General features: G+C 40.4%; 25 protein-coding genes. 15 read left to right on the forward strand and 10 right to left on the reverse strand.

Features of this window, described 5'->3' with window-relative positions:
- Positions 1 to 67 precede the first annotated feature (67 nt).
- On the forward strand, positions 68 to 361 hold the full coding sequence (locus ACFWE9_RS12225) for a YunC family protein (protein ID WP_377356975.1): 294 nt from the start codon (positions 68 to 70) through the stop codon (positions 359 to 361).
- Between the two features lie 178 nt (positions 362 to 539).
- Positions 540 to 1,616, forward strand: a complete 1,077-nt coding sequence (locus tag ACFWE9_RS12230) for an HD-GYP domain-containing protein (RefSeq protein WP_377356954.1) — start codon at positions 540 to 542, stop codon at positions 1,614 to 1,616.
- Between the two features lie 43 nt (positions 1,617 to 1,659).
- Here the strand turns inward: ACFWE9_RS12230 and yunB are convergent, their stop codons facing one another.
- Positions 1,660 to 2,409 (reverse strand): sporulation protein YunB, encoded by a 750-nt coding sequence (gene yunB / locus ACFWE9_RS12235; protein ID WP_230161863.1) that lies wholly within the window; start codon positions 2,407 to 2,409, stop codon positions 1,660 to 1,662.
- Positions 2,410 to 2,495: 86 nt separating this feature from the next.
- On the reverse strand, positions 2,496 to 3,485 hold the full coding sequence (locus ACFWE9_RS12240; RefSeq protein WP_377356956.1) for a M23 family metallopeptidase: 990 nt from the start codon (positions 3,483 to 3,485) through the stop codon (positions 2,496 to 2,498).
- A 189-nt stretch (positions 3,486 to 3,674) separates the two neighbouring features.
- Between ACFWE9_RS12240 and lipA the strand changes: the two genes are divergently transcribed.
- Positions 3,675 to 4,589 (forward strand): lipoyl synthase, encoded by a 915-nt coding sequence (gene lipA / locus ACFWE9_RS12245; RefSeq protein WP_377356958.1) that lies wholly within the window; start codon positions 3,675 to 3,677, stop codon positions 4,587 to 4,589.
- Between the two features lie 49 nt (positions 4,590 to 4,638).
- Here lipA and ACFWE9_RS12250 read toward each other — a convergent pair whose 3' ends face one another.
- Positions 4,639 to 5,298, reverse strand: a complete 660-nt coding sequence (locus ACFWE9_RS12250) for a YhcN/YlaJ family sporulation lipoprotein (RefSeq protein WP_377356960.1) — start codon at positions 5,296 to 5,298, stop codon at positions 4,639 to 4,641.
- Between the two features lie 113 nt (positions 5,299 to 5,411).
- Between ACFWE9_RS12250 and ACFWE9_RS12255 the strand changes: the two genes are divergently transcribed.
- Entirely contained in the window at positions 5,412 to 5,687 is a 276-nt protein-coding gene (locus tag ACFWE9_RS12255) for a YutD family protein (protein WP_230159383.1), read from the forward strand.
- A 31-nt stretch (positions 5,688 to 5,718) separates the two neighbouring features.
- On the opposite strand, the gene ACFWE9_RS12260 is transcribed toward ACFWE9_RS12255, so the two are convergent.
- On the reverse strand, positions 5,719 to 6,009 hold the full coding sequence (locus tag ACFWE9_RS12260; RefSeq protein WP_377356962.1) for a cytosolic protein: 291 nt from the start codon (positions 6,007 to 6,009) through the stop codon (positions 5,719 to 5,721).
- A 66-nt stretch (positions 6,010 to 6,075) separates the two neighbouring features.
- Positions 6,076 to 6,342: a DUF3055 domain-containing protein gene (locus ACFWE9_RS12265; protein WP_230159385.1), complete on the reverse strand. Its 267-nt coding sequence runs from the start codon at positions 6,340 to 6,342 to the stop codon at positions 6,076 to 6,078.
- A 182-nt stretch (positions 6,343 to 6,524) separates the two neighbouring features.
- On the opposite strand from ACFWE9_RS12265, the gene ACFWE9_RS12270 reads away from it, so the two are divergent.
- From ACFWE9_RS12270 to ACFWE9_RS12280, 3 genes are read left to right on the forward strand one after another with little or no spacing between them, the layout of a single operon-like run.
- Positions 6,525 to 6,731 carry a hypothetical protein gene (locus ACFWE9_RS12270; protein WP_377356964.1) on the forward strand — a complete coding sequence of 69 codons (207 nt, stop codon included), beginning with the start codon at positions 6,525 to 6,527 and terminating at the stop codon, positions 6,729 to 6,731.
- Between the two features lie 21 nt (positions 6,732 to 6,752).
- The gene (locus ACFWE9_RS12275; protein WP_230159386.1) at positions 6,753 to 7,190 is read left to right on the forward strand and encodes a DUF86 domain-containing protein; all 438 of its coding nucleotides are present in this window, start codon (positions 6,753 to 6,755) and stop codon (positions 7,188 to 7,190) included.
- 23 nt (positions 7,191 to 7,213) lie between these two features.
- Complete coding sequence (locus ACFWE9_RS12280; RefSeq protein WP_230159387.1) at positions 7,214 to 7,981, forward strand: TIGR01457 family HAD-type hydrolase; 768 nt, start codon at positions 7,214 to 7,216, stop codon at positions 7,979 to 7,981.
- A gap of 109 nt (positions 7,982 to 8,090) precedes the next feature.
- Here ACFWE9_RS12280 and ACFWE9_RS12285 read toward each other — a convergent pair whose 3' ends face one another.
- Complete coding sequence (locus ACFWE9_RS12285; RefSeq protein WP_230159388.1) at positions 8,091 to 8,588, reverse strand: phosphatidylglycerophosphatase A family protein; 498 nt, start codon at positions 8,586 to 8,588, stop codon at positions 8,091 to 8,093.
- Between the two features lie 200 nt (positions 8,589 to 8,788).
- Here ACFWE9_RS12285 and yutH point away from each other — a divergent pair, with 200 nt between their 5' ends.
- The 5 genes from yutH to thrB all read left to right on the forward strand — a co-directional run bounded on the left by yutH (position 8,789) and on the right by thrB (position 14,308).
- Entirely contained in the window at positions 8,789 to 9,790 is a 1,002-nt protein-coding gene (yutH, locus tag ACFWE9_RS12290) for a spore coat putative kinase YutH (protein WP_230159389.1), read from the forward strand.
- A gap of 116 nt (positions 9,791 to 9,906) precedes the next feature.
- Positions 9,907 to 10,821 (forward strand): L,D-transpeptidase family protein, encoded by a 915-nt coding sequence (locus ACFWE9_RS12295; RefSeq protein WP_230159390.1) that lies wholly within the window; start codon positions 9,907 to 9,909, stop codon positions 10,819 to 10,821.
- A 189-nt stretch (positions 10,822 to 11,010) separates the two neighbouring features.
- Entirely contained in the window at positions 11,011 to 12,309 is a 1,299-nt protein-coding gene (locus tag ACFWE9_RS12300) for a homoserine dehydrogenase (protein WP_230159391.1), read from the forward strand.
- Positions 12,306 to 13,367 (forward strand): threonine synthase, encoded by a 1,062-nt coding sequence (thrC, locus tag ACFWE9_RS12305; protein ID WP_230159392.1) that lies wholly within the window; start codon positions 12,306 to 12,308, stop codon positions 13,365 to 13,367. Before ACFWE9_RS12300 ends, thrC begins: the two co-directional genes overlap by 4 nt.
- On the forward strand, positions 13,364 to 14,308 hold the full coding sequence (thrB, locus tag ACFWE9_RS12310; protein ID WP_230159393.1) for a homoserine kinase: 945 nt from the start codon (positions 13,364 to 13,366) through the stop codon (positions 14,306 to 14,308). Before thrC ends, thrB begins: the two co-directional genes overlap by 4 nt.
- Before the next feature lie 180 nt (positions 14,309 to 14,488).
- Here the strand turns inward: thrB and ACFWE9_RS12315 are convergent, their stop codons facing one another.
- Positions 14,489 to 14,725: a NifU family protein gene (locus ACFWE9_RS12315; protein WP_057912127.1), complete on the reverse strand. Its 237-nt coding sequence runs from the start codon at positions 14,723 to 14,725 to the stop codon at positions 14,489 to 14,491.
- Between the two features lie 167 nt (positions 14,726 to 14,892).
- On the opposite strand from ACFWE9_RS12315, the gene ACFWE9_RS12320 reads away from it, so the two are divergent.
- Entirely contained in the window at positions 14,893 to 15,222 is a 330-nt protein-coding gene (locus ACFWE9_RS12320; RefSeq protein WP_377356968.1) for a YuzD family protein, read from the forward strand.
- Positions 15,223 to 15,306: 84 nt separating this feature from the next.
- Here the strand turns inward: ACFWE9_RS12320 and ACFWE9_RS12325 are convergent, their stop codons facing one another.
- Positions 15,307 to 16,374 carry an NAD(P)/FAD-dependent oxidoreductase gene (locus ACFWE9_RS12325; protein ID WP_230159395.1) on the reverse strand — a complete coding sequence of 356 codons (1,068 nt, stop codon included), beginning with the start codon at positions 16,372 to 16,374 and terminating at the stop codon, positions 15,307 to 15,309.
- Between the two features lie 302 nt (positions 16,375 to 16,676).
- On the opposite strand from ACFWE9_RS12325, the gene ACFWE9_RS12330 reads away from it, so the two are divergent.
- A complete protein-coding gene (locus ACFWE9_RS12330) occupies positions 16,677 to 16,913 on the forward strand; it encodes a YuzB family protein (RefSeq protein ID WP_377356970.1) in 237 nt (78 codons plus the stop codon).
- 342 nt (positions 16,914 to 17,255) lie between these two features.
- Entirely contained in the window at positions 17,256 to 17,618 is a 363-nt protein-coding gene (locus ACFWE9_RS12335; protein ID WP_230159397.1) for a HesB/IscA family protein, read from the forward strand.
- 233 nt (positions 17,619 to 17,851) lie between these two features.
- Here ACFWE9_RS12335 and ACFWE9_RS12340 read toward each other — a convergent pair whose 3' ends face one another.
- Entirely contained in the window at positions 17,852 to 18,502 is a 651-nt protein-coding gene (locus ACFWE9_RS12340) for an SDR family oxidoreductase (protein ID WP_377356972.1), read from the reverse strand.
- Between the two features lie 290 nt (positions 18,503 to 18,792).
- Complete coding sequence (locus ACFWE9_RS12345; protein ID WP_230159399.1) at positions 18,793 to 19,785, reverse strand: NAD(P)/FAD-dependent oxidoreductase; 993 nt, start codon at positions 19,783 to 19,785, stop codon at positions 18,793 to 18,795.
- Positions 19,786 to 20,181: the final 396 nt, after the last annotated feature.

Here is a 20,181-nt window from a genome sequence, read left to right on the forward strand (position 1 = left end):
TAAATCACGGTTCCGCCCTTTTTTTCATAAAGTATGGGGAAGAGAGGGGCGAAACCAATTGATCAGCATGATACCAATAATACTTGATAATCATACATTCCTAGCCATTTCTGTCCGACTTCCCAAAACGAATTTGCTTGCTGTAGCGTCCGAGAAAGGATATATAATGTGCGGTGCGTTAGATGTAGGACTACTAAATGATAAATTAAGAGATCGCAAAATACTTGCAGGCAGGGCCACGGGTGTTACCTCGATTGAAGAGCTTTTGGATGCACCGCTTGAATCGGTTACATGGGAGGCTGTGGAGCAGGGCATCCATCCAGGAATGCTTGGTAAGGAGGCATTAATCAAAATGATTTGAAAAGGTGGGCTTTCTTTTTTATCCAGAAGGGGGCCTTGTTTTAATTCATCAAGTAATCCGAATATTTATCAATAAATATTTATAAACAGATTCATATAACAGAATATTTTCCGATAATCCTTATAAAGGAAAGAAACGGTTTGATCTACAAATATTGAATGGGGAATGGAGTACAAGTATGAGGCTAGCTATTACAAAGTCACTCAGCCCTGGTGCCAGGCTCGGAAAAAACATCTATAATGAGCGAGGCCATGTCCTATTGTGTGAGGGGCTAACATTAACGCAGAAAATGATCGATCGACTGGTGTCCCTTAATATTCCCTTTGTATACATTCAAGATTCAAGGACGGATGACATTATTCCAAAGCCGCCAGTATCCGGGAAACTAAGGAGAGAAGCCATTAATACGATTGAAACCACTTTCCTGGACATGAAAAACAACATCAACCTGGATGCCTCGTTCACGATAGAGCAGGCAAACGTCAAGTTCACTCAATTAGTCCGAAACATCATGGACGAGTTGAATAGGAATAAAGAGTTAATGACTTTATTGGCCGACGTCTATACATACGATGATTATATCTTTACTCATTCCTTAAATGTGACTTTATATACCCTTGCGATCGGAATGGAATTAAATATAAATAAAAAAAATTTGGAGATTCTTGGGCTAGGGGCGATTTTACACGATGTCGGGAAAATGCTCGTGCCTTTGGATATCCTTCGGAAACCTGGTAAGTTGACGGAAATGGAGTTTGAACAAATCCAAAAACATGCTGATTATGGATTTCATCTAATTAAAAAGGTTCATACCGTTTCACTTTTAGTTGCAAATTGTGCCTATCAGCATCATGAAAGGTTAGATGGATCAGGGTATCCTCGTGGCATAAAAGGGGATGAAATTCATTATTTTGGTAAGATCATTGCCGTTGCCGACGTATTTGATGCCGTGACTTCCAGTCGGGTTTACCGTAAGGCCATGCTGCCGCATCAGGGGTTGGAAGTTCTTTATGCAGGAGTTGGGAAAAAGTTCGATAATACGATCATCGAGGCTTTCCGCCGGGCAGTTGCGATCTACCCAAATGGTCTTTCAATAGAATTGAATGATGGGAGAAAAGGGGTCGTATCCTCTCAAAATGAGGGAATAGGTGACCGGCCCATGATAAGGATCCTTGAAGAAAATGGGGAGCAGATAAAAGAGCCATATGAAGTGGACTTGAATAAAAGCCTGCATTTATTGATCGTAAATGTTTGAATATACAAGAACCAGCCTAACCAAAAGGAATAAGCTGGTTTTTTCATTCCTTGTTTTCCTTCATGATGGCAGGTGCGACCGAACTGTTTCCATTACTATAATAGCTTGGTACATCACCTTCTATAAGCAGACTGCCGACTGTCACCTCCTGACTCACTTTGGTCTCTTCAGTAAAAGAGGGAATGACGATTTGAATATTGACATCAAAATCCACAATCAATTCATAATAAACATTATTGATTCCTGCGTTTGTCAGTTTTGTCCTCAAATCCGATTCAACATTCCCAATGACTGACATTTTTACTGGGATTTCAGGTCCAAAGTTGGAAAGAAGGTTATTCCCCGTTACGACGCCTAAGGGGATATAGTAGACCACGCTATTATATTGTTCATCATTTATTTTGGCCGAACCCGTTTTAAAAGGATTTCCCTGTTTGATGCCAAGCTTCTTTTGAATATCCTTTGTAATGTTGGCGCGCAATTCACTATATATGACTGGATTGAAGCTATAGGAAGAACTGGAGTCCTTGCTACCCTCGTTGTTGGTGATGATTTTTTTCATATCAACCTTTGCTATATTCTCATCAACTGATTCATGAATCGTTTCTGTTGCAATCCGTTTAATTTCATACTCGGCTACACTCATGATCACTGGTTCGATGGCTTTATCAACATACCAAAGCGTCATGATGCTCGATATGATGAAAAGGATAAATGAATAGAGAAATACTTTTCGGGTTGGAAGAGGCCCCTTTTTTCGAAATTTCTTTGGGCGAAATCTTTTTCGGAACACGCTGTAGCCCCCTTTATTAATACCTATGCATCAAGTTCAGGGGATTATGTTCGAATCAAAAAAAAGCAGCGAAAATTCCTCGCCGCTTACTTTTTCCTTTTAGCCAAATCCTTCCTTTCCCACATTTTTAAATAAGGGTAAGGGTCAAAACTCCATTCTGTGATACCGTTGTCTTTGTACATCCCGTAATGCAGATGCGGAGGAAATTTACCGGATGTTCCCGGAGGACCGTAACCTGTACTGCCAACACCTCCGATGACTTGTCCGGGCTCTACGATTTGTCCGACTTTCAATCCTTTGGCAAAACCGCTTAAATGGGCAAAGTAATGATACGTATTATTTAAATCACGTATCCCGATCCGCCAACCTCCATATTTATTCCAGCCTTTCATTTCAATGATGCCATAGCTCGTAGATCGAACGGGAAGGCTATAATCCGCAAAGATATCAGTACCCTCATGGATTCTCCTTCCTCCCCAACCACGAGCGCTTCCCCACGTATTTAAATACGTATAATGGGTCCTTACTGGAACAGGGAAAGCTTTTTCCTGTAAATCCAGCCGGCCATATTTCTTATAAATCTCTGCATTGCCAATGATGATGCTGACCGCTTTATCCCGTTTGTAATAATCCCAAAGGCCGATCCGGATATTATCTTCATCCGTACCATAAGTATGGAGATGCTTCGAAAAAGCATATAAACGATCGGTATCATTAGTAACATCAGCTTTTCCATCACCATTTCCATCCTGGCCCAATCCATCAAAAAAAGTGATCGTGAGCGGGTTCACATCGTTTAAGTTAGGATTAAGGGCTCCTCTCCACTTAGTGGGCTCGATGTTTATCCCGATTAAGCCCTTTGCAGGCTCTATATCCCGCCGGGCGAGCCTTAGGCTATGTTCATATTGATCAGCCCCAGCAAGATAATACCATGGAACCTGGAGGGTAGCTTCCATATTTTTATATAGCTCCATTCGCCCTGCATAAACTTCAGGGGGATCGGCCGCATTAGCTACTTGGCTTGGTGAATTGAAAACAAACAAACAAGCTATGGTAAAAAGGATTAATTTTTTCAACGGGGCAGGCTCCTTTCATGACACTCTTTCGTATTTATAAAGACATCAGTCCGTCCATCTTTTATAGTTTTGCTGATTTAGCTTTAAACATGAAAAATAAATAATGGGAATCAATCTATAACTTGTATAAATGCTTTATTATTGTTAAAGTAGGGTGTGTTAATTTCTATAGAATGGAGTGACATTTTGATGTCTTCTACAAATAAAGAAATTCTTCGTAAACCAGATTGGTTAAAAATAAAGCTTAATACTAATGAAAATTACATCGGCTTAAAAAATATGATGCGGGAGAAAAACCTGCATACTGTCTGTGAAGAAGCAAAATGTCCGAATATTCATGAATGCTGGGCAGTTAGAAGAACGGCAACATTCATGATTTTAGGTGAAATATGTACAAGGGCATGCCGTTTTTGTGCTGTTACGACTGGACGTCCAAATGAGTTGGATTGGGCTGAACCAGAGCGCGTTGCTGATTCCGTTGTATTGATGAATTTAAAGCATGTGGTCATTACGGCAGTTGCCCGTGATGATTTAAAGGATGGAGGCGCAGAAGTTTTTGCTGAAACGGTTCGTGCCATCCGACGCAAGAATCCATTTACATCGATTGAGGTATTACCGTCGGATATGGGTGGAGTGTATGAAAATATTAAGACTTTGATGGATGCAAAACCTGACATTCTGAACCATAATATTGAGACAGTCAGAAGTTTATCCGACCGTGTTCGTGCCCAAGCTAAATATGACCGTTCATTGGAGCTTTTAAGAAGGGCGAAGGAACTGTATCCGGAGATTCCAACAAAGTCCAGTTTAATGGTCGGCCTAGGAGAGACGAGAGAGGAAATCCTCGAAACGATGGATGACCTAAGGGCGAATAATGTGGATATCATGACGATCGGTCAATATTTGCAGCCGACTAAAAAGCATTTAAAGGTGTTGAAATACTACACGCCTGAGGAGTTTGCCGAGTTGAAAGAACGTGCATTGGAAAAAGGCTTCAGCCACTGTGAATCCGGTCCGCTTGTCCGTTCTTCCTACCATGCAGATGAACAGGTTAATGCAGCTGCAAAACATAAGCAAGCCAAAGGTGAAGAAATATTGAAATAGAGTGAAATAAAGGACCGAATAAATTCGGTCCTTTCATTTTATTGGATGATTAAAGATTATCCATTTTTTGGTGTATGTTATCGTGATGATCTCTTTTATCGTTAACCATTTCTCCATTTTCATTTTCTTCGTTACTCATTTTGTATCCTTGAGGCGATTTCAGCATTCTTTTGATTGTTTGTTCGATTGTATAGTCGATTCCTTTGCTGCCGGATTTCAATGTAGAGAAATTCTCGACATCTTGGGCAAGGGTTTGATAGTCATCACTGACATAGACATGATAGTAGCGAGGCACGATGGACATGGCAGTACGTTTAACTTGGTCTGCGGTTTCCGTCCGATCCTTGGTATTGGTATCATATACGACAAGCACTTCCTCATCAGTAACGAGGGTAGCGGCATCATTGACATTTGGAATCTGTACACTAAGTTTTGAAATCACATCAGACAGTTGTTCACGATCTATGGAAGCTGTTTTGTTGGAAATGTTACGGCCATCATGAGTCGTCTTATTTGTGCGTGTAAAGCCGAAATCATCACTTTTGTTGTCATGATTACGATAATCCTCGTCATAATATTGAGTTGGATTATTTACGTTTGTCGGGTTACCAGCATGGTTTTTTGCACCGAGCCCCAGATCTTTTTTATCGGAACATCCGGTTAGTGCAATCATCGAGCTTAAACCTATCGTTATTATTGTTTTTTTCATCAATTACACCCCCGTAACTTTAGGATGAACATATTTCTCTATATTTCGCTTAGTAATTGATGGGGAATCAGTTATAATTTAAATAAGGAATGTATTTATGAGAGGTGAAAAAAATGATTAACATCAATAACTTGACCTATGAAATCATCGAGGATGAAAGGGAAGGCTATAACGAAGAAGCGTTTAAAGCGAGATACAGTGAGATTTTAACGAAGTATGATTATATTGTAGGCGATTGGGGTTATGGCCAATTAAGACTTCGTGGATTTTTTGATGATACGAATCAGAAAGCGACGTTCGATACTAAAATAAGCACGCTTAGTGAATATTTATATGAATACTGTAATTTTGGCTGTCCATATTTCGTAGTGAAGAAAATAAAGAAATAAAGAAGGCCAGAACTGACTCTGGCCTTCCAAGTTAAGAGCTTCCATATCCTTTATAAGGAGGCTGTTCATCTTTTTCTGAATCATCATGTGTCGGATGAGCACCAGGATATTTTCGAGGTAAGTTTTCGTGCAGCGATTTATTTTCATAATTAAAGGCACTTTGATATCGTTGCCCTTCCTGCCATGGTGTATTTTTATTCTGCACTGGTTCATCTTTTGCAATGGGTGATCCAACAGGTCCTTCGGGAAATTCTTCAGGAATCAAAAAATCCCGCTGCTTTTCGGCATTGGAGAAATCGTGATATTCCTCTTCTTTGTCCAAGGTAATCCCCCCTCATGTAATCGTACATTCAGTAGGTTTTCCCGTTTAAGAAAAAAACTTCAGGTTTCAGACGATTTCCATTAAAAAGTGACTTAGTTCTTCGGCTTCCGCTTCTGTCAACTGAAAGGCATGCTCAAGATAGCCTTCCTCTTCTAAATCATCTGGTCCAATAATCGCGAATCGGTTACTTTGCATATTTAATACAAGTTTTTTTCCATAAAAGCGATCGGTTGTTGTAATGGCCAAATCGAATCTTGATTCCGCACCCATGAAACTTATGAACCGGGTTTTTGAATCAACGACGTCGTTGTATAAATAAAAACGATCTTCCATAGTATCCCTCTCTTCTTATCTTTTCATTTGTAATTCCATCATAACAAAGTGACTACAATAGGGGAACAGCCATTTTTGGCGCACCTTGGCTGAATTGGTACTTCTTCAAGCTAATGCATCATACCGCTTGTATATTCATCAATTAAAGAATATTTGTTAAGAATACAAATGGTGCCGTAATTTTGGAATTTTGGTTTTTAACTGGAGGAAAAATGGCCGATGGCTGCGTTACTATTGCTTTTTGTAAAGGTACTGGTTCAAAGGCTCTAGTCGAAGGAATTGAGCGTAAGGGAGAAGCTATGGTATCATCAAAGAATAAGGTTGGATTGGCACATAAGTTTAATAGGGCTGACCATTCAACTAGAGAAATGATTCCTATATCACCTTAGATCAGAAAGGATCTGGAAAAAATGTATTTTGTAGACCGCCAAAAGATTGAACAAATATTAGGTTTTCTTGAAAAGCAGCTTGGACTTTTTGAAGGGCATGATAATTGGGATGGAGACGTTTCCGAACTTATTGCTGAAAGGCTTATACATACTTCGATCGATTCCGTGTTGGATGTAGGGAATGCGGTAATTGATGGTTTTATTATGCGTGATCCAGGCAGTTATGAAGATATTATCGATATTCTGCATGATGAAAAGGTCATTTCAGAAGATAAAGCGATACAATTTAAAAATGTGCTGCCGTTAAGGAAAATGCTGGTTCAGGATTTCATTGAAGTGGATCACAAAGAACTGCATACCGTATTCAAGGAGAATATCGAGGCATTCAAACAGTTTCCAAATTTGGTGAGAAATTATTTAATAAATGAATTGGGACCTGTGTCTGCTTTTAAAAACTAGTAGCGTTAGGAAGGCGAAATCGAATGAAGTCGTATAAAGGGTATTTAATTGACTTAGATGGCACCATGTACCGCGGGACGGAACAAATTGCGGAAGCGGCAGGGTTTATAAATGAACTAAGAAAAAGGGATATCCCTTATTTATTCGTAACAAACAACTCTTCCCGGACTCCGGCACAGGTAGCGGATAAATTGAGAAGCATCGGCATTTCAACGGAAGATGATCAGGTTTTTACGACAAGCATGGCCACTGCGAACTACATAGCTGAGCAAAAGAAAGATGCATCCGTCTATGTAGTGGGGGAAGAAGGCATTATCGAGGCGCTAAAGGAAAAAGGAATGAAGCTGGTGGATGATCATCCAGACTTTCTGGTGATGGGCATCGACCGCGGTGTCAATTATGAAAAGTTATCAAAAGCCAGTCTTGCAGTTAGAAATGGCGCCACCTTCATTTCGACCAATGGGGATATTGCCATTCCTACTGAACAAGGACTTTTGCCGGGGAATGGTGCTTTGACATCCGTTGTTTCCGTTTCGACTCAGGTACAGCCGATTTTCATAGGAAAACCTGAATCCGTCATAGTGGAGCAAGCTCTAAGAGTATTAGGGGTGCCTAAAGAAGAGACCATCATGGTTGGCGATAACTACGATACGGATATCATGGCTGGCATTAATGCGGGTATTGATACATTGCTTGTACATACTGGCGTTACGACAAAAGAACGCTTAAAGCAATATAAGGAGCAGCCAACATATGTGGTGGACACGCTCGACCTATGGCACTTCGAATGAAAAAAACCAGGTCTGCTAAGGCAGCCCTGGTTTTTTTATGTCGAAAAACTTCAAATTCCATTCACTGGAGGTTTATCATTGTAAACCATTAAAGGAACATATGACATTCCTATTCTGCATTTTTGGTTCTGTGGGCAAGCCTGCTTGAAGCGGCAGCTGCAATTGCCCCAACGATATCGTCTAAAAAGGTGTTGACCTTACCTGTACTTTTATCGTTTAAATATTTTAAGATACCCGGCTTTTGTTTATCGATGAAACCATAATTGGTAAAGCCGATGGATCCGTAAACATTAACGATGGATAAAGCTAATATTTCATCGACCCCATAAAGGCCTTCATCTATTTCAATGATGCTTTGCAAAGGTTCCTCAAGCAGTTTTTTCTCAGCTAGTATATCCAATTGAATGCCGGTCAGGATGGCATTTTGGACTTCGCGTTTGGAAAGGACCCGTTCGACATTGTGAAGGCAATCGGCGATTTGGAGATTTTCATGATAACTTGATTGTAAATACATGACAAGCTCAGCGATATCCTCCAGCTTCACTCCTCGTTCACTTAGCCATCTTCGAGCCGTTTGTTCTGACATTGATTGTTCAATATTAGCCATGTCATCACCCATTTCTCTATATTTTTAGGGATAGTTCAAATGCCTGTATTTTGATTTCTTTAAAGTGAAAAATCATGTAAGATGTTCCGATTTTCTAAGAAGGTTTCGATAATCATTCAGAAAACGGGTTATTCCACATATATATAAGTATATGATGTCCAATATTTCTATTATATCCATTTAAAGAAGGGGGCCATTCCATGATAGAAGAAATCATTTTTAATAATTACGGTATACAAGTTGAGCGCGAAGAAGCCAACAGCAGGTTTCCAAGCTTCCTGTCAGGAAATATGGTTTACAGCATCGTTCCCATTGAGAATATGGAGCAGGAGGAATTAGTCGAACGCCATAAAATGTCTCAATATCTGATTTCACAAGGAGATCGTCACGTTTCGGCCTTTGTTCTTGCCAATCATGGCAGTTACGTTTCTGAGGCGGATGAACAATTATTCATCCTGCTTGCCAATCAGGCTTTGGAAGGTCCGAAAAATTTCAATCCAGGAAGACGTCTGGCCAGATTCCATCAGCGTGGAAGAGGTATCAATGAAACGATTCAAACATGTTCAAGAATTGGTAAATGGAAGGAACTTTGGGAACAAAGGATCGATCAACTAGAAGGGATTTGGAGGGATAAGCTGAATGCTCATCCTGATAACCAGTTTGAAAAATTATTTATAGAAACCTTTCCCTATTATATGGTATTAGGTGAAAATGCGATTCAATATTTAGTCGACACGGAAATTGATGATACCCCGCAAATTGTCGATAGTGGAACCGTATGTTATGAACGCTTTTTACATGATACTTGGAAAAGCAATAAATGGATGAAAAATCCGTTTGATTGGGTTTTTGACCACGGAACCAGGGATGTCGCAGAGTGGGTGAGGGAACACTATTTTGAAAATGTGCATACCCATCAGCGGGGAATTGGACATTTTTTTCACCAATATCAGACCATTGAACCGTTCTCAAGTTTTTCAGCCCGGCTGTTATATTCCAGAATGCTATTTCCCATCCATTACTTTGAAACAGTGGAGGAGTATTTTTCAAAAACAACGGAGTCAAGGTCGAATGAACTGGAGGATAAGATATCTTCAATCACGAAGTCATCCCAACAATATGAGTCATTCCTCAAAAACTTTTATGAATTGGCGGAAGTCCCCGCCAAGAAATATAATTTGCCACAAATCGATTGGATTTAGATGAAAACTGGAAAGAAATATGATTCATCTTTACTTACTATGTTATGATAATAACAAGATTTTTTTGAATAGTTAGATATTAACTGGGTTACTTCAAGTTCGGGAAGGATTAGTCCATGAAAAGGATGATGATGGCCGCCCTTTTATTCCTGTTAGTCATCCAAGCGACAATGCCTGCTAAGGCAGAAATGAAAACAAGTTGTGAAGCAACTCAATTCAAAATTGTCATTAAGACTACTACGGATCTGAAAGAAAAGGCGTCGGCTGCAAGTAAAACAGTAAAAACTTATAAGAAAAATACTGAGCTATCAGTCAGTGGGAGAACTGGAGACTGGTATAAGGTCTGTCACTCTAAAAAGACTGCATATATCAGTATGGCGGATGCAAAAGAGGTTTTCAGCTCCAGTGAAAAAGCCCTGCAAAAGAAATTCGATACGAGAAAAGGCGTCAACCAAATTGTATCGGTGACAGGGAAGTCGATGAGTGACACGAAGGTCACGATCCAAACATATGAGAAGAAAAAAGGCGAATGGCGACGAGCATTAAAGAAGATGGAAGGCGTCATTGGGAAGAACGGCTTTACGAAGAGTAAAAAAGAGGGCGATGGAAAATCCCCGGTTGGTATTTATTCATTCGGTACGGCTTTTGGAAGCAAAACGAAGCCGGCAGGCGTGAAAATGGGTTATAAGAAAACGACAAAATATGACTACTGGATTGATGATCAAACATCCAACGATTATAACAAGTGGAAAACCTACAAAGGAAATCCCGAAGGTAAATGGAAGTCTTTCGAAAGGATGAATCATGAACTCTATAAGTATGGGGCGGTCATTAATTATAATACGAACCCCATCATAAAAGGAAAAGGCAGTGCAATCTTTTTTCATATTTGGAGAGGTGAAACAAAACCTACGGCAGGATGTACAGCCACTGCTGAAAAGAACGTCCTCAGTTTACTGAAATGGATGGATCCCGAGCAAAAGCCACATATAATAATGGGGACAAATGATTCATTAAAGTCGGTTAACTAATAATCATTAAAATGGTTTTCCCATAAAAAAATAAGTGTTATCCGCTCTTACTCTTTCAAGGGATGGACAAAAAATGTTCGTGTATCCATCTTTTCTAACTATTGATAATTATATGAATTAAACTTATAATGTCTACTATACAAATACAAGTGTTTTCTTCAGGAAAACAGTTTTTAGGGGGAACCAAATATGAAAGCCATCTCGATCGGTTTATTGGGGTTAGGTACAGTCGGATCAGGAGTCGTACAAATCATTGAAAGGCATCAGGACAAGCTTATGCATCAAGTAGGCTGTTCCATTTCCATTAAGAAGATACTTGTCAAAGACATGAAGAAAGAGCGGCTTGTCGAGATTGATAAAGGAATATTAACTGACAATCCCGAAGATATCATTTCGAATCCCGAGATTGATGTTGTGATTGAAGTTATGGGTGGAATTGAAGAAACACGCCATTATCTAATAGAGGCAATAAAAAATAAAAAGCATATCGTCACGGCCAATAAAGACTTGATGGCTTTATATGGTCCGGACCTGCTTGAATTAGCAACCGAGAATAAATGTGACCTTTTCTATGAAGCAAGTGTTGCCGGGGGTATCCCGATTTTACGTGGTCTTGTTGATGGATTATCTTCTGACCGAATCACGAAAATGATGGGAATCGTCAATGGAACGACGAACTTCATATTAACGAAAATGAGCAAAGAAGGCAGAACGTATGATGACGTATTGAGGGAAGCTCAGGAGCTTGGATTCGCTGAAGCGGATCCAACAGCCGATGTAGGAGGATTGGATGCAGCCCGTAAAATGGCGATACTATCCACACTTGGTTTCTCAATGAACATTGGCTTGAATGATGTGGAGGTACAAGGGATTACTGATATATCCGAAGAGGATTTGAGATATAGTAAAAAGCTTGGCTATACAATGAAACTGATTGGAGTCGCTTCGAGGGCGGGAGACAGGGTCGAAGTAAGTGTCCAACCTGCACTTCTTCCGGAAGCACACCCGTTAGCATCAGTAAATAATGAGTATAATGCGGTATACGTTTATGGGGAAGCTGTAGGGGAAACGATGTTTTACGGACCGGGTGCAGGCAGTCTTCCGACAGCGACGGCCGCCGTTTCGGATATGGTGACCGTCATCAAGAATATGAGGCTTGGCGTAAATGGCCGAAGTGCCGTTTCACCGCAATTCCCGAAACAATTAAAAGACGCGACTGAAATTTCCGCTAAGTTCTTCATTCGATTACATGTTCAGGACGAAGTGGGTGTTTTGGCGAGAATCACCAATTTATTTGCAGAGCATGGGGTAGGATTCGATAAAATCCTTCAATTGCCGTTGGATGAAAAGGAATCTTCCGAAATCGTATTAGTTACCCATACTTCCACTTTGGCTGCATTTGAGCAAATAAAACAGAAATTACATGATTACAATATGGTAAGAGAAGTGAAGAGTACATACCGAGTTGAAGGAGAGGAAATCAAATGAGTTGGCAAGGACTTATAAGCACGTATAAAGAATTTTTACCAGTCAATGAAAAGACACCTGCACTATCCCTATTGGAGGGGAATACACCTTTAATTAGACTGAATCGATTATCCGAAGAGTGGGGAATCGACTTACATGTAAAATATGAAGGGGCGAATCCGACAGGATCGTTTAAAGATCGCGGAATGGTCATGGCCGTCGCCAAAGCGATCGAAGAGGGCAGCGACACGATCATCTGTGCTTCTACCGGGAATACATCAGCTGCTGCAGCCGCTTATGCTGCTCGTGCAAACCTGCGCTGCATCGTAGTCATTCCAGAAGGTAAAATCGCCATGGGCAAGCTTGCTCAAGCCGTTATGTACGGAGCAGAAATCATCTCGATCGAGGGGAACTTCGACCAAGCTTTAAAAATCGTCCGTTCTCTTAGCGAGAGTTCACCAATAACACTTGTGAATTCGGTCAACCCGTATCGGATCGAAGGGCAGAAGACGGCGGCGTTTGAAATTTGTGACGCTCTTGGCTCTGCGCCGGATATATTGGCGCTTCCAGTTGGGAATGCAGGGAATATAACAGCATACTGGAAAGGGTTTAAAGAATATAATGAATCGAAACAAACGGGCCTTCCTGAAATGAGAGGGTTCGAAGCGGAAGGCGCAGCTGCGATTGTCCGCGATACCATTATTGAAAATCCTGAAACGATTGCAACAGCAATACGGATTGGTAATCCTGCCAGCTGGAACTTCGCTGTGGAAGCAGCAAATGAGTCAAAAGGTAAAATCGATGAGGTGACAGACGAAGAAATTCTGGAAGCCTATCATTTCCTTGCTAAAAAAGAAGGAGTGTTTGCAGAGCCAGCATCATGTGCTTCCATTGCAGGCATCTATAAACAATTAAAAAGCGGTGAAATCAAAAAAGGAAGTAAAATCGTTGCGGTTCTGACAGGGAATGGATTGAAAGATCCAAATGTAGCAGTCGATACAAGCACGATCCAACCGACACTGCTGCCAATGGATGAAGAGGTCATTTTAGAACATCTGCAAGGTGTGAAACAGGCATGAGTGGGGATTCCGAGATGTTCTTGATCCGTGTGCCAGCGAGTACGGCCAACTTAGGACCAGGATTCGATTCCATCGGTCTGGCGCTAGGGCTTTACTTGGAAATACACGGATCTTCATCAGATCATTGGGAAGTCATCCCACTTTCAGAGGAAATGTCCGTTTTTCCAAGGGATGATCGTAATTATATCGTCCAAATTGCCAAGAAAACGGCGGCTTCTTATGGAAAGGAACTATCTCCATGCCGACTTTTCGTCTCTAGTGAAATTCCACTGGCACGCGGTCTTGGCAGCAGTGCGTCTGCCATTGTAGCAGGTATTGAATTAGCCAACATCGTAGGTGAACTCCATTTATCCGATGAGGAAAAGAATAGGCATGCTTCACTCTTTGAAGGGCACCCTGACAATGCAGGGGCATCTGTTTATGGCGGATTGGTTGTGGGCCTTCATACAGAGCAAAGAACCGATGTTGTTTCGTTTCCAATCGAAGGAGTTAAGGTGATTGCCATCATTCCCAATTTTGAATTGCTTACGGAGGATTCAAGAAATGTTCTCCCACATTCACTTCCCTATAAAGATGCGATAAGCGGAAGTGCAGCCGCCAATGTTTTGCTTGCCGGAGTCTTATCGAAAGATTGGAAGCTAGTTGGTGAAATGATGCAAAGTGATCGTTTCCATCAGCCCTATAGAGCAGAGCTAGTCCCCCATTTAGCAATTATTGAAGAGGTTGTCCAAAAAGAAGGTGGATTTGGTACAGCTCTAAGCGGAGCGGGTCCCACTATTTTATGCCTGGCATCCGTTGAAAAATCTGAAAGGGTGCTCACTGGATTGAAGGAGGAATTTCCGGAGTTTCTTGTGAAAGAGCTGGAAATCGATAATGATGGCAGCCATACGGCAATCCTATCAGAGCAAGAAAAAAAGAAATTGAAATTTTTGAAATTGTGAGCCATACTTAACTTAATGACTGTTATAAAAAAAGCTGACCCGCGTCAAGCCGTATCAATTTTGATAGGGCAAAAGCCGAGTCAGCTTTATTTCTATAACAAGTTCTGGTCTGTATGAAAATGGTTGAACGTATATGGAAGAAGGATTCTTCTATACGTTGCTTGTTATTATTAAAGGGTATTAGAAAACTTGTTCAACTTCCACTACACCAGGCACTTCTTCAAGAAGGGCGCGCTCAATCCCAGCTTTTAGTGTAATGGTCGAACTTGGACAGCTTCCGCAAGCTCCTAGTAATCGTAATTTTACAATTCCATCTTCTACGTCAACTAGTTCACAGTCACCGCCATCACGAAGAAGAAACGGACGAAGCTTATCTAGAACTTCTTGAACTTGTACTTCCATTGTTTGGTTAGACATTGCAATCGACTCCTTTCATAATCATATTATAATGCGAAGATAGTAAAAAATCCAACTGTAACTTTGCGGAAATATAATCTATATTATTCAGATAAGCTGGAAACCGGTGAATGTTTCTTAAAAGTATTCAAAATGAATCAAATAAACTAAAATAATGGAGGGATAGCATGGTTAAGAAAGAAATTGAAATAGAAGTATATGGAGCGGAACAAATTTGCTCAAGCTGTGTGAATCTCCCCTCATCGAAAGATACGTGTGAGTGGCTAGAAGCCGCTTTAACAAGAAAGTTTCCAGAGCAGAAATTCAAGATTTCCTATATAGATATGTATAATCCTCCAGAAAAGATGAACCAAAAGAGCTTTGCCGCGAAGATGATCGAAGAGGACTTATTTTATCCACTGGTCCGCATTGAAGATGAGATCATTGCAGAAGGAAATGTACGTCTCAAAAAAGTGGTGGAAACGATGGAAAAATACGGATATAGGGTGCAGAATTGATATATATAATGGAAGAAATAAAAAACTGACCCATACAGGAGCGCATGGGTCAGTTTTTGAAATGTGGCATATGAAAGTTGTAGATCAACCGTTATGGTATTTATACATCCAGAGAATGCCTGATTTCATGAGGCGTGCCACTCTTCCAGTGATAGGACGATTTGCAACAAGACCAAAACCTTGTTTCTTCCCAAGGGAGCCTAATGTCCCTTTTAATTTCATGGTAGGGAAGCTTTCTGGAAGTGGTTCATTTGCCCATTTTTTCACAAGGACCTGGACGATTTGCTCAGCTTGAGATTCAGCTAATTGCGCACTAGGTGCATGCGGTAAGCTCGCACAGTCGCCGACTACAAAGATGCTATCGTTTGATGGAAGGAAATGCTGAGGCGTCAGGACAGCTCTTCCTTGGCGGTCCTTCTCAATATCCATATCGCGGATAATTTTACTTGGCTGAATTCCAGCTGTCCATACAATAACGTCACTTTGAACGGCTTCGTCGCCATTATAAAGAAGGTTTGGCTCTACTTTGGTTATATTTGAATGATGAATGATATCAATCGTATGTTTATCAAACCAAGATTCGACAAAGGTGCTTAATCTTTCTGGGAATGCTGATAGAATATGCGGTCCGCGGTCAAATAACTTAACGTTTAAGTCTGAGCGGCTTTCGATCAATTCACTTGCCAGTTCAACACCGCTAAGTCCGCCACCAACGATCGAAACGGTTGCACCTGCACCTAAATTATTCAATGCAGAATATGTGCTACGTGATTTATCGATTGTTTGGATACTATAAGTATGTGTGTCTGCGCCAGGAATATCGTGGTATTTATCTTCACAGCCAAGGCCAATGACTAAATCATCATAAACGACAGGATCTTGATTTTCTATAATGACTTGTTTATTTTCCATATCGATGGAAAGTACTTCTCCGTATACGTTCTTCAAGCGAGGATGTTCAGGAAATGCAACACGGATGTGTTGATCTGGAATGGTGCCTGCTGCTAAAGCATAATATTCCGTTTTTAAACAGTGATAAGGATTACGGTCGATAAGTGTGATGCTCACATTTTCAGGAAGCTGATTAGGCAGCAATCTTTGCAACATGCGCATACCACCATACCCACCACCAAGTATGACTAAATTCTTCATATGATTTTCCCCTTTATTTGATCTATTGAAAATTTGATAATTGTTTCACTTGTGAAAACAAGTACCCCTATAGGATTCCCCCAAATGAAGCCCTTTATAGTTTAATTAAATATATACCCAATTAGTAGTAAGAATAAAAACATTAGATAATTTTCTTTTTTTACATACCCCGACAAAAGTATAACGAATATAAAAGGAAATCACAACCGGTATCTTGAAAACGGCTTATTTTTTATGCGTAAATATTGACTGGAGTTGGGAAAAGTAATAAGATGGATTGTTAGTAATGGTGAGGTGAAGCAATGTACCCGATTATTGAATTTTGTGTAAGTAATTTGGCCAGTGGCGCTCAAGAAGCTTTTGAACGATTAGAACGCGACCCTAATTTAGATATTATTGAATATGGTTGTTTGGGATATTGCGGAAAATGTTCCAGTAACTTATATGCACTTGTTAACGGTGAAGTGGTTTCAGGAGATACAACGGATGAATTGGTGGAAAATATATATAAGTTCATTGATGAATATCAAATGTTTTAATCATCAAGGACAAATCAAAAGGCTGTTCCTTCCGGGGCTGCCTTTTCATTTTCTATTCTACTTGAAATGTCGCAGGCGTATTAGAAGTCTAGCTTCAGATACTTGGGTACCATTGTAGTCTCCAGTTAAATAGGATGCAACTGTTCCTTGAGAGTAAATCTCAAAAATCATTCTTCTTGTACAGTGTTTGATTGAACCTATAAAGCCAAGCGAAAATCGATTTCGACCAGGTTGATGTGTTTTTCTTTTTTCAAGCAGGAAAATTGAGCGGGGGAAATTCTTTGGTATATACTATAAGGAGAAATAGTCTATCTCACATATCAGAAGAAGGAGGGATTTATTGTGAGTGAAGTTGTTCAAGTAACGGAAGCTGCTGCTTTTCAGATAAAAGAAATGATGAAACAAAATGGTGAAGAGGGTTCCTTTTTAAGAGTGGCCGTTAAAGGCGGAGGCTGCAGTGGATTATCCTACGGAATGGGTTTTGAAAAAGAACCCGGAGAGAAAGATAGCCAGCTGGAACAGTTTGAAATTAAGATCCTTGTGGATAGCGGGGATGCTGATATATTGAATGGCACAGTAATTGATTATAAACAAACGATGATGGGTGGAGGCTTTACGATCGAAAACCCAAATGCTATCGCTTCATGCGGTTGCGGGTCTTCCTTCAAAACGGCAAAAAACGCTGGTACGCCGGAGAACTGCTAAGAAACTCAAATCTTTTAGAAAAGGGGGCCTAGATATGGGTGCCCCTAAGACTGTAGGTAAAAGGATAAAACAAAGTTGAACGGGTGTGAGAGACTCCCGCGGAAAGCGAGTGTCCTTCGTTTCGAATTTTACCAACCTCAAAAAACTGTCGACAAACCTCGATTTTTATCGAGTTTCGACAGTCTTTAAGGCACCAGATAAAGGTGCCTCTTTTTCATGCTTATTTTCTACTTTTAAATATTGTTCAGAGCCTCCTTGATGGGAAGGGTGCCGCTAAAAATTTCGAATGTTTTGTTGAATGTAGTTTCCTCTGTTACTGATTGGGCAAGAACGGTGGCTACATCGGCTCTTGGAATAGACTTATTCGTATGATCCACTTTCTCATCCGCAAAGATTTTTCCGACAGATTGTTCATTTGTCAAAGCAACCGGCCGGACAATCGTGTATGTCAGCCCGCTTGCTTTTAAATGTTCATCTGCATCACGCTTTGATTCAAGATAATGGCGCATCCCTTCTTGGGCTTGCTCCGGATGATCAGAACCGACGGAGCTTAACATGACAAATCGGTCGATTCCCTTTTTCTTGGCCGCATCAACAAGTTTAATCGCACCATTCTTATCCACAGCTGTCGTTTTATCAGGTCCCGTATTTGGTCCGGAACCAGCTGCAAAAATGATGGCTTCCATGTTATCCACTGCTTTATCCACATTTCCCTCTAAATCTGCAAGGATGGGATGCCCGCCGAGTCCTTTTATCGTTTGGGCCTGTTCTTTTTTCCGGATCATTCCGTATACGTTCATTTGTGGATTTTTCGATAATTCCTTAATAATCTGCTTTCCGGTCGTTCCATGGCTCCTGCGATTAAAATATTCATATATGTGCATTCTCCTTTCTGATCTTTTCCTATTCTTTACCCTATGAATAACAAGATTAAGCATGTGGATAACTAATGAAAAAACTTATCCACAATCATGGAATTGGGGATAACTAAAAACCGGCTTAATGTAAGCCGGTTCCAGTTTGTAGTCAAAAGCGGTTCCATCTAAGTTAATTGGAAGGGTTGTGCGAGACGCCTGCGGAATTTTACAAACCTTCAAAAAAAAAAGTAGACAAACTCCTTTATTATCGAGTTTGTCTACAGTCTGAAACCCGGCTATGAAAGCCGGATTTCGGTTTAGAACATCGAGGAACTATGCATTGGCTGAACTTTTGCTTTTGGGTCTATATATTGCTTGGCGTGATTGACAGCAGTGGGTGCCTCACCAAAACCACTTGCAATTAATTTGACTTTACCGTCATATGTTGCGATATCACCTGCTGCATATATCCCTGGGATATTCGTTTCCATTCTGGAATTCACCAAGATACTGTTCTTCTGAATATCAAGTCCCCATTCTTTAATGGGACCAAGAGAAGAAACGAAGCCGTAGTTGACGATGACTGCATCCACTTCCATCGTTTCTGTATCTTCACCATTTGTATCCTTGATGACAACTGTATGAATCCGTCCTGCAGTACCAATCAACTCTGAAGGTATGTAAGGAGTCTTTATTTCAACTTTTGAATTTTTAAGGGTTTCTACACTATGTTCGTGGGCACGGAACTTATCTCTTCTGTGAATGATGCTCACTTTCTCAGCGATGGGCTCCAACATTAGTGCCCAGTCCACTGCAGAGTCACCGCCTCCGAAGACCACCACTTTTTTGCCTGCAAAATGATTAAGGTCGTCGATGAAATAGTGAAGATTGCTGCTTTCATATTTCCTTGCATCATCAATTTCGATGCGACGGGGCTGGAAAGCACCATTTCCAGCCGTAATGATGATGGTTTTGGAATAATGGATTTCTTTATCTGTCGTTAACTTGAAAACTCCGTCGGCTTGCTTTTCCACTTCTTGAACGGCTTGCTCCAAGACGACGGTCTGTTCAAACTTTGCCATTTGTTCTTTTAAATTATTCACTAGCTCCTGAGCACGCACCTTAGGAAAACCTGCGATATCATAGATGAATTTCTCAGGATAAAGAGCTGACAATTGTCCGCCTAATTGCGGTAAGCTCTCGATGATTTTTACGGATGCTTGTCTCATACCGCCATAAAATGCAGTAAATAGCCCAACTGGGCCTCCGCCAATGATGGTGATATCATAAACTTTTTCATTAACTTCCAACGTTATCCCTCCGATATACTAGGTTTGCTGAAATTTATTCTCTTATTTTAACATAGTTGAATCTTTAAAAAAGGAGAAAGATTAGAAAAGTTAGAAAGTTTTGACTATAATGACGCTTTATATGATGAATATCCTTTGCCCTTCCTTCAATATGCAGGTGAGGATACTCTTTACTAAGGTTGGGGGATATAGTGTGGATATACTTCTTTGCTGGTAAAAAAGTAGCGTTTTTGGGTTTAATTTTTATACGAAAAAGTTCAGATTGTTACTTGTCAAAGGTATGGAAAAAGACTAATATTTACTTATATATCAATTGGTAAAATTTTATGAATTTTTCATGAAAATTATGAAGTGTTACGTGAAATACGTCACAAATGTATAAGAGTGCTTTTTATC

The organism is Peribacillus sp. NPDC060253, assembly GCF_042727425.1.
Lineage (GTDB): Bacteria > Bacillota > Bacilli > Bacillales > DSM-1321 > Peribacillus.

What these genes read in the sequence shown, in the direction of transcription:
- ACFWE9_RS12225 (WP_377356975.1), top strand. Translation starts at nt 68, where the DNA reads ATGATACCAATAATACTTGATAATCATACATTCCTAGCCATTTCTGTC.
- ACFWE9_RS12285 (WP_230159388.1), bottom strand. Translation starts at nt 8,588, where the DNA reads ATGGCTAATATTGAACAATCAATGTCAGAACAAACGGCTCGAAGATGG.
- ACFWE9_RS12340 (WP_377356972.1), bottom strand. Translation starts at nt 18,502, where the DNA reads ATGCACATATATGAATATTTTAATCGCAGGAGCCATGGAACGACCGGA.
- ACFWE9_RS12265 (WP_230159385.1), bottom strand. Translation starts at nt 6,342, where the DNA reads ATGGAAGATCGTTTTTATTTATACAACGACGTCGTTGATTCAAAAACC.
- ACFWE9_RS12295 (WP_230159390.1), top strand. Translation starts at nt 9,907, where the DNA reads ATGAAAAGGATGATGATGGCCGCCCTTTTATTCCTGTTAGTCATCCAA.
- lipA (WP_377356958.1), top strand. Translation starts at nt 3,675, where the DNA reads ATGTCTTCTACAAATAAAGAAATTCTTCGTAAACCAGATTGGTTAAAA.
- ACFWE9_RS12330 (WP_377356970.1), top strand. Translation starts at nt 16,677, where the DNA reads ATGTACCCGATTATTGAATTTTGTGTAAGTAATTTGGCCAGTGGCGCT.
- ACFWE9_RS12280 (WP_230159387.1), top strand. Translation starts at nt 7,214, where the DNA reads ATGAAGTCGTATAAAGGGTATTTAATTGACTTAGATGGCACCATGTAC.
- ACFWE9_RS12250 (WP_377356960.1), bottom strand. Translation starts at nt 5,298, where the DNA reads ATGAAAAAAACAATAATAACGATAGGTTTAAGCTCGATGATTGCACTA.
- ACFWE9_RS12320 (WP_377356968.1), top strand. Translation starts at nt 14,893, where the DNA reads ATGGTTAAGAAAGAAATTGAAATAGAAGTATATGGAGCGGAACAAATT.
- ACFWE9_RS12275 (WP_230159386.1), top strand. Translation starts at nt 6,753, where the DNA reads ATGTATTTTGTAGACCGCCAAAAGATTGAACAAATATTAGGTTTTCTT.
- thrB (WP_230159393.1), top strand. Translation starts at nt 13,364, where the DNA reads ATGAGTGGGGATTCCGAGATGTTCTTGATCCGTGTGCCAGCGAGTACG.
- yutH (WP_230159389.1), top strand. Translation starts at nt 8,789, where the DNA reads ATGATAGAAGAAATCATTTTTAATAATTACGGTATACAAGTTGAGCGC.
- ACFWE9_RS12300 (WP_230159391.1), top strand. Translation starts at nt 11,011, where the DNA reads ATGAAAGCCATCTCGATCGGTTTATTGGGGTTAGGTACAGTCGGATCA.
- ACFWE9_RS12325 (WP_230159395.1), bottom strand. Translation starts at nt 16,374, where the DNA reads ATGAAGAATTTAGTCATACTTGGTGGTGGGTATGGTGGTATGCGCATG.
- thrC (WP_230159392.1), top strand. Translation starts at nt 12,306, where the DNA reads ATGAGTTGGCAAGGACTTATAAGCACGTATAAAGAATTTTTACCAGTC.
- ACFWE9_RS12230 (WP_377356954.1), top strand. Translation starts at nt 540, where the DNA reads ATGAGGCTAGCTATTACAAAGTCACTCAGCCCTGGTGCCAGGCTCGGA.
- ACFWE9_RS12255 (WP_230159383.1), top strand. Translation starts at nt 5,412, where the DNA reads ATGATTAACATCAATAACTTGACCTATGAAATCATCGAGGATGAAAGG.
- ACFWE9_RS12315 (WP_057912127.1), bottom strand. Translation starts at nt 14,725, where the DNA reads ATGTCTAACCAAACAATGGAAGTACAAGTTCAAGAAGTTCTAGATAAG.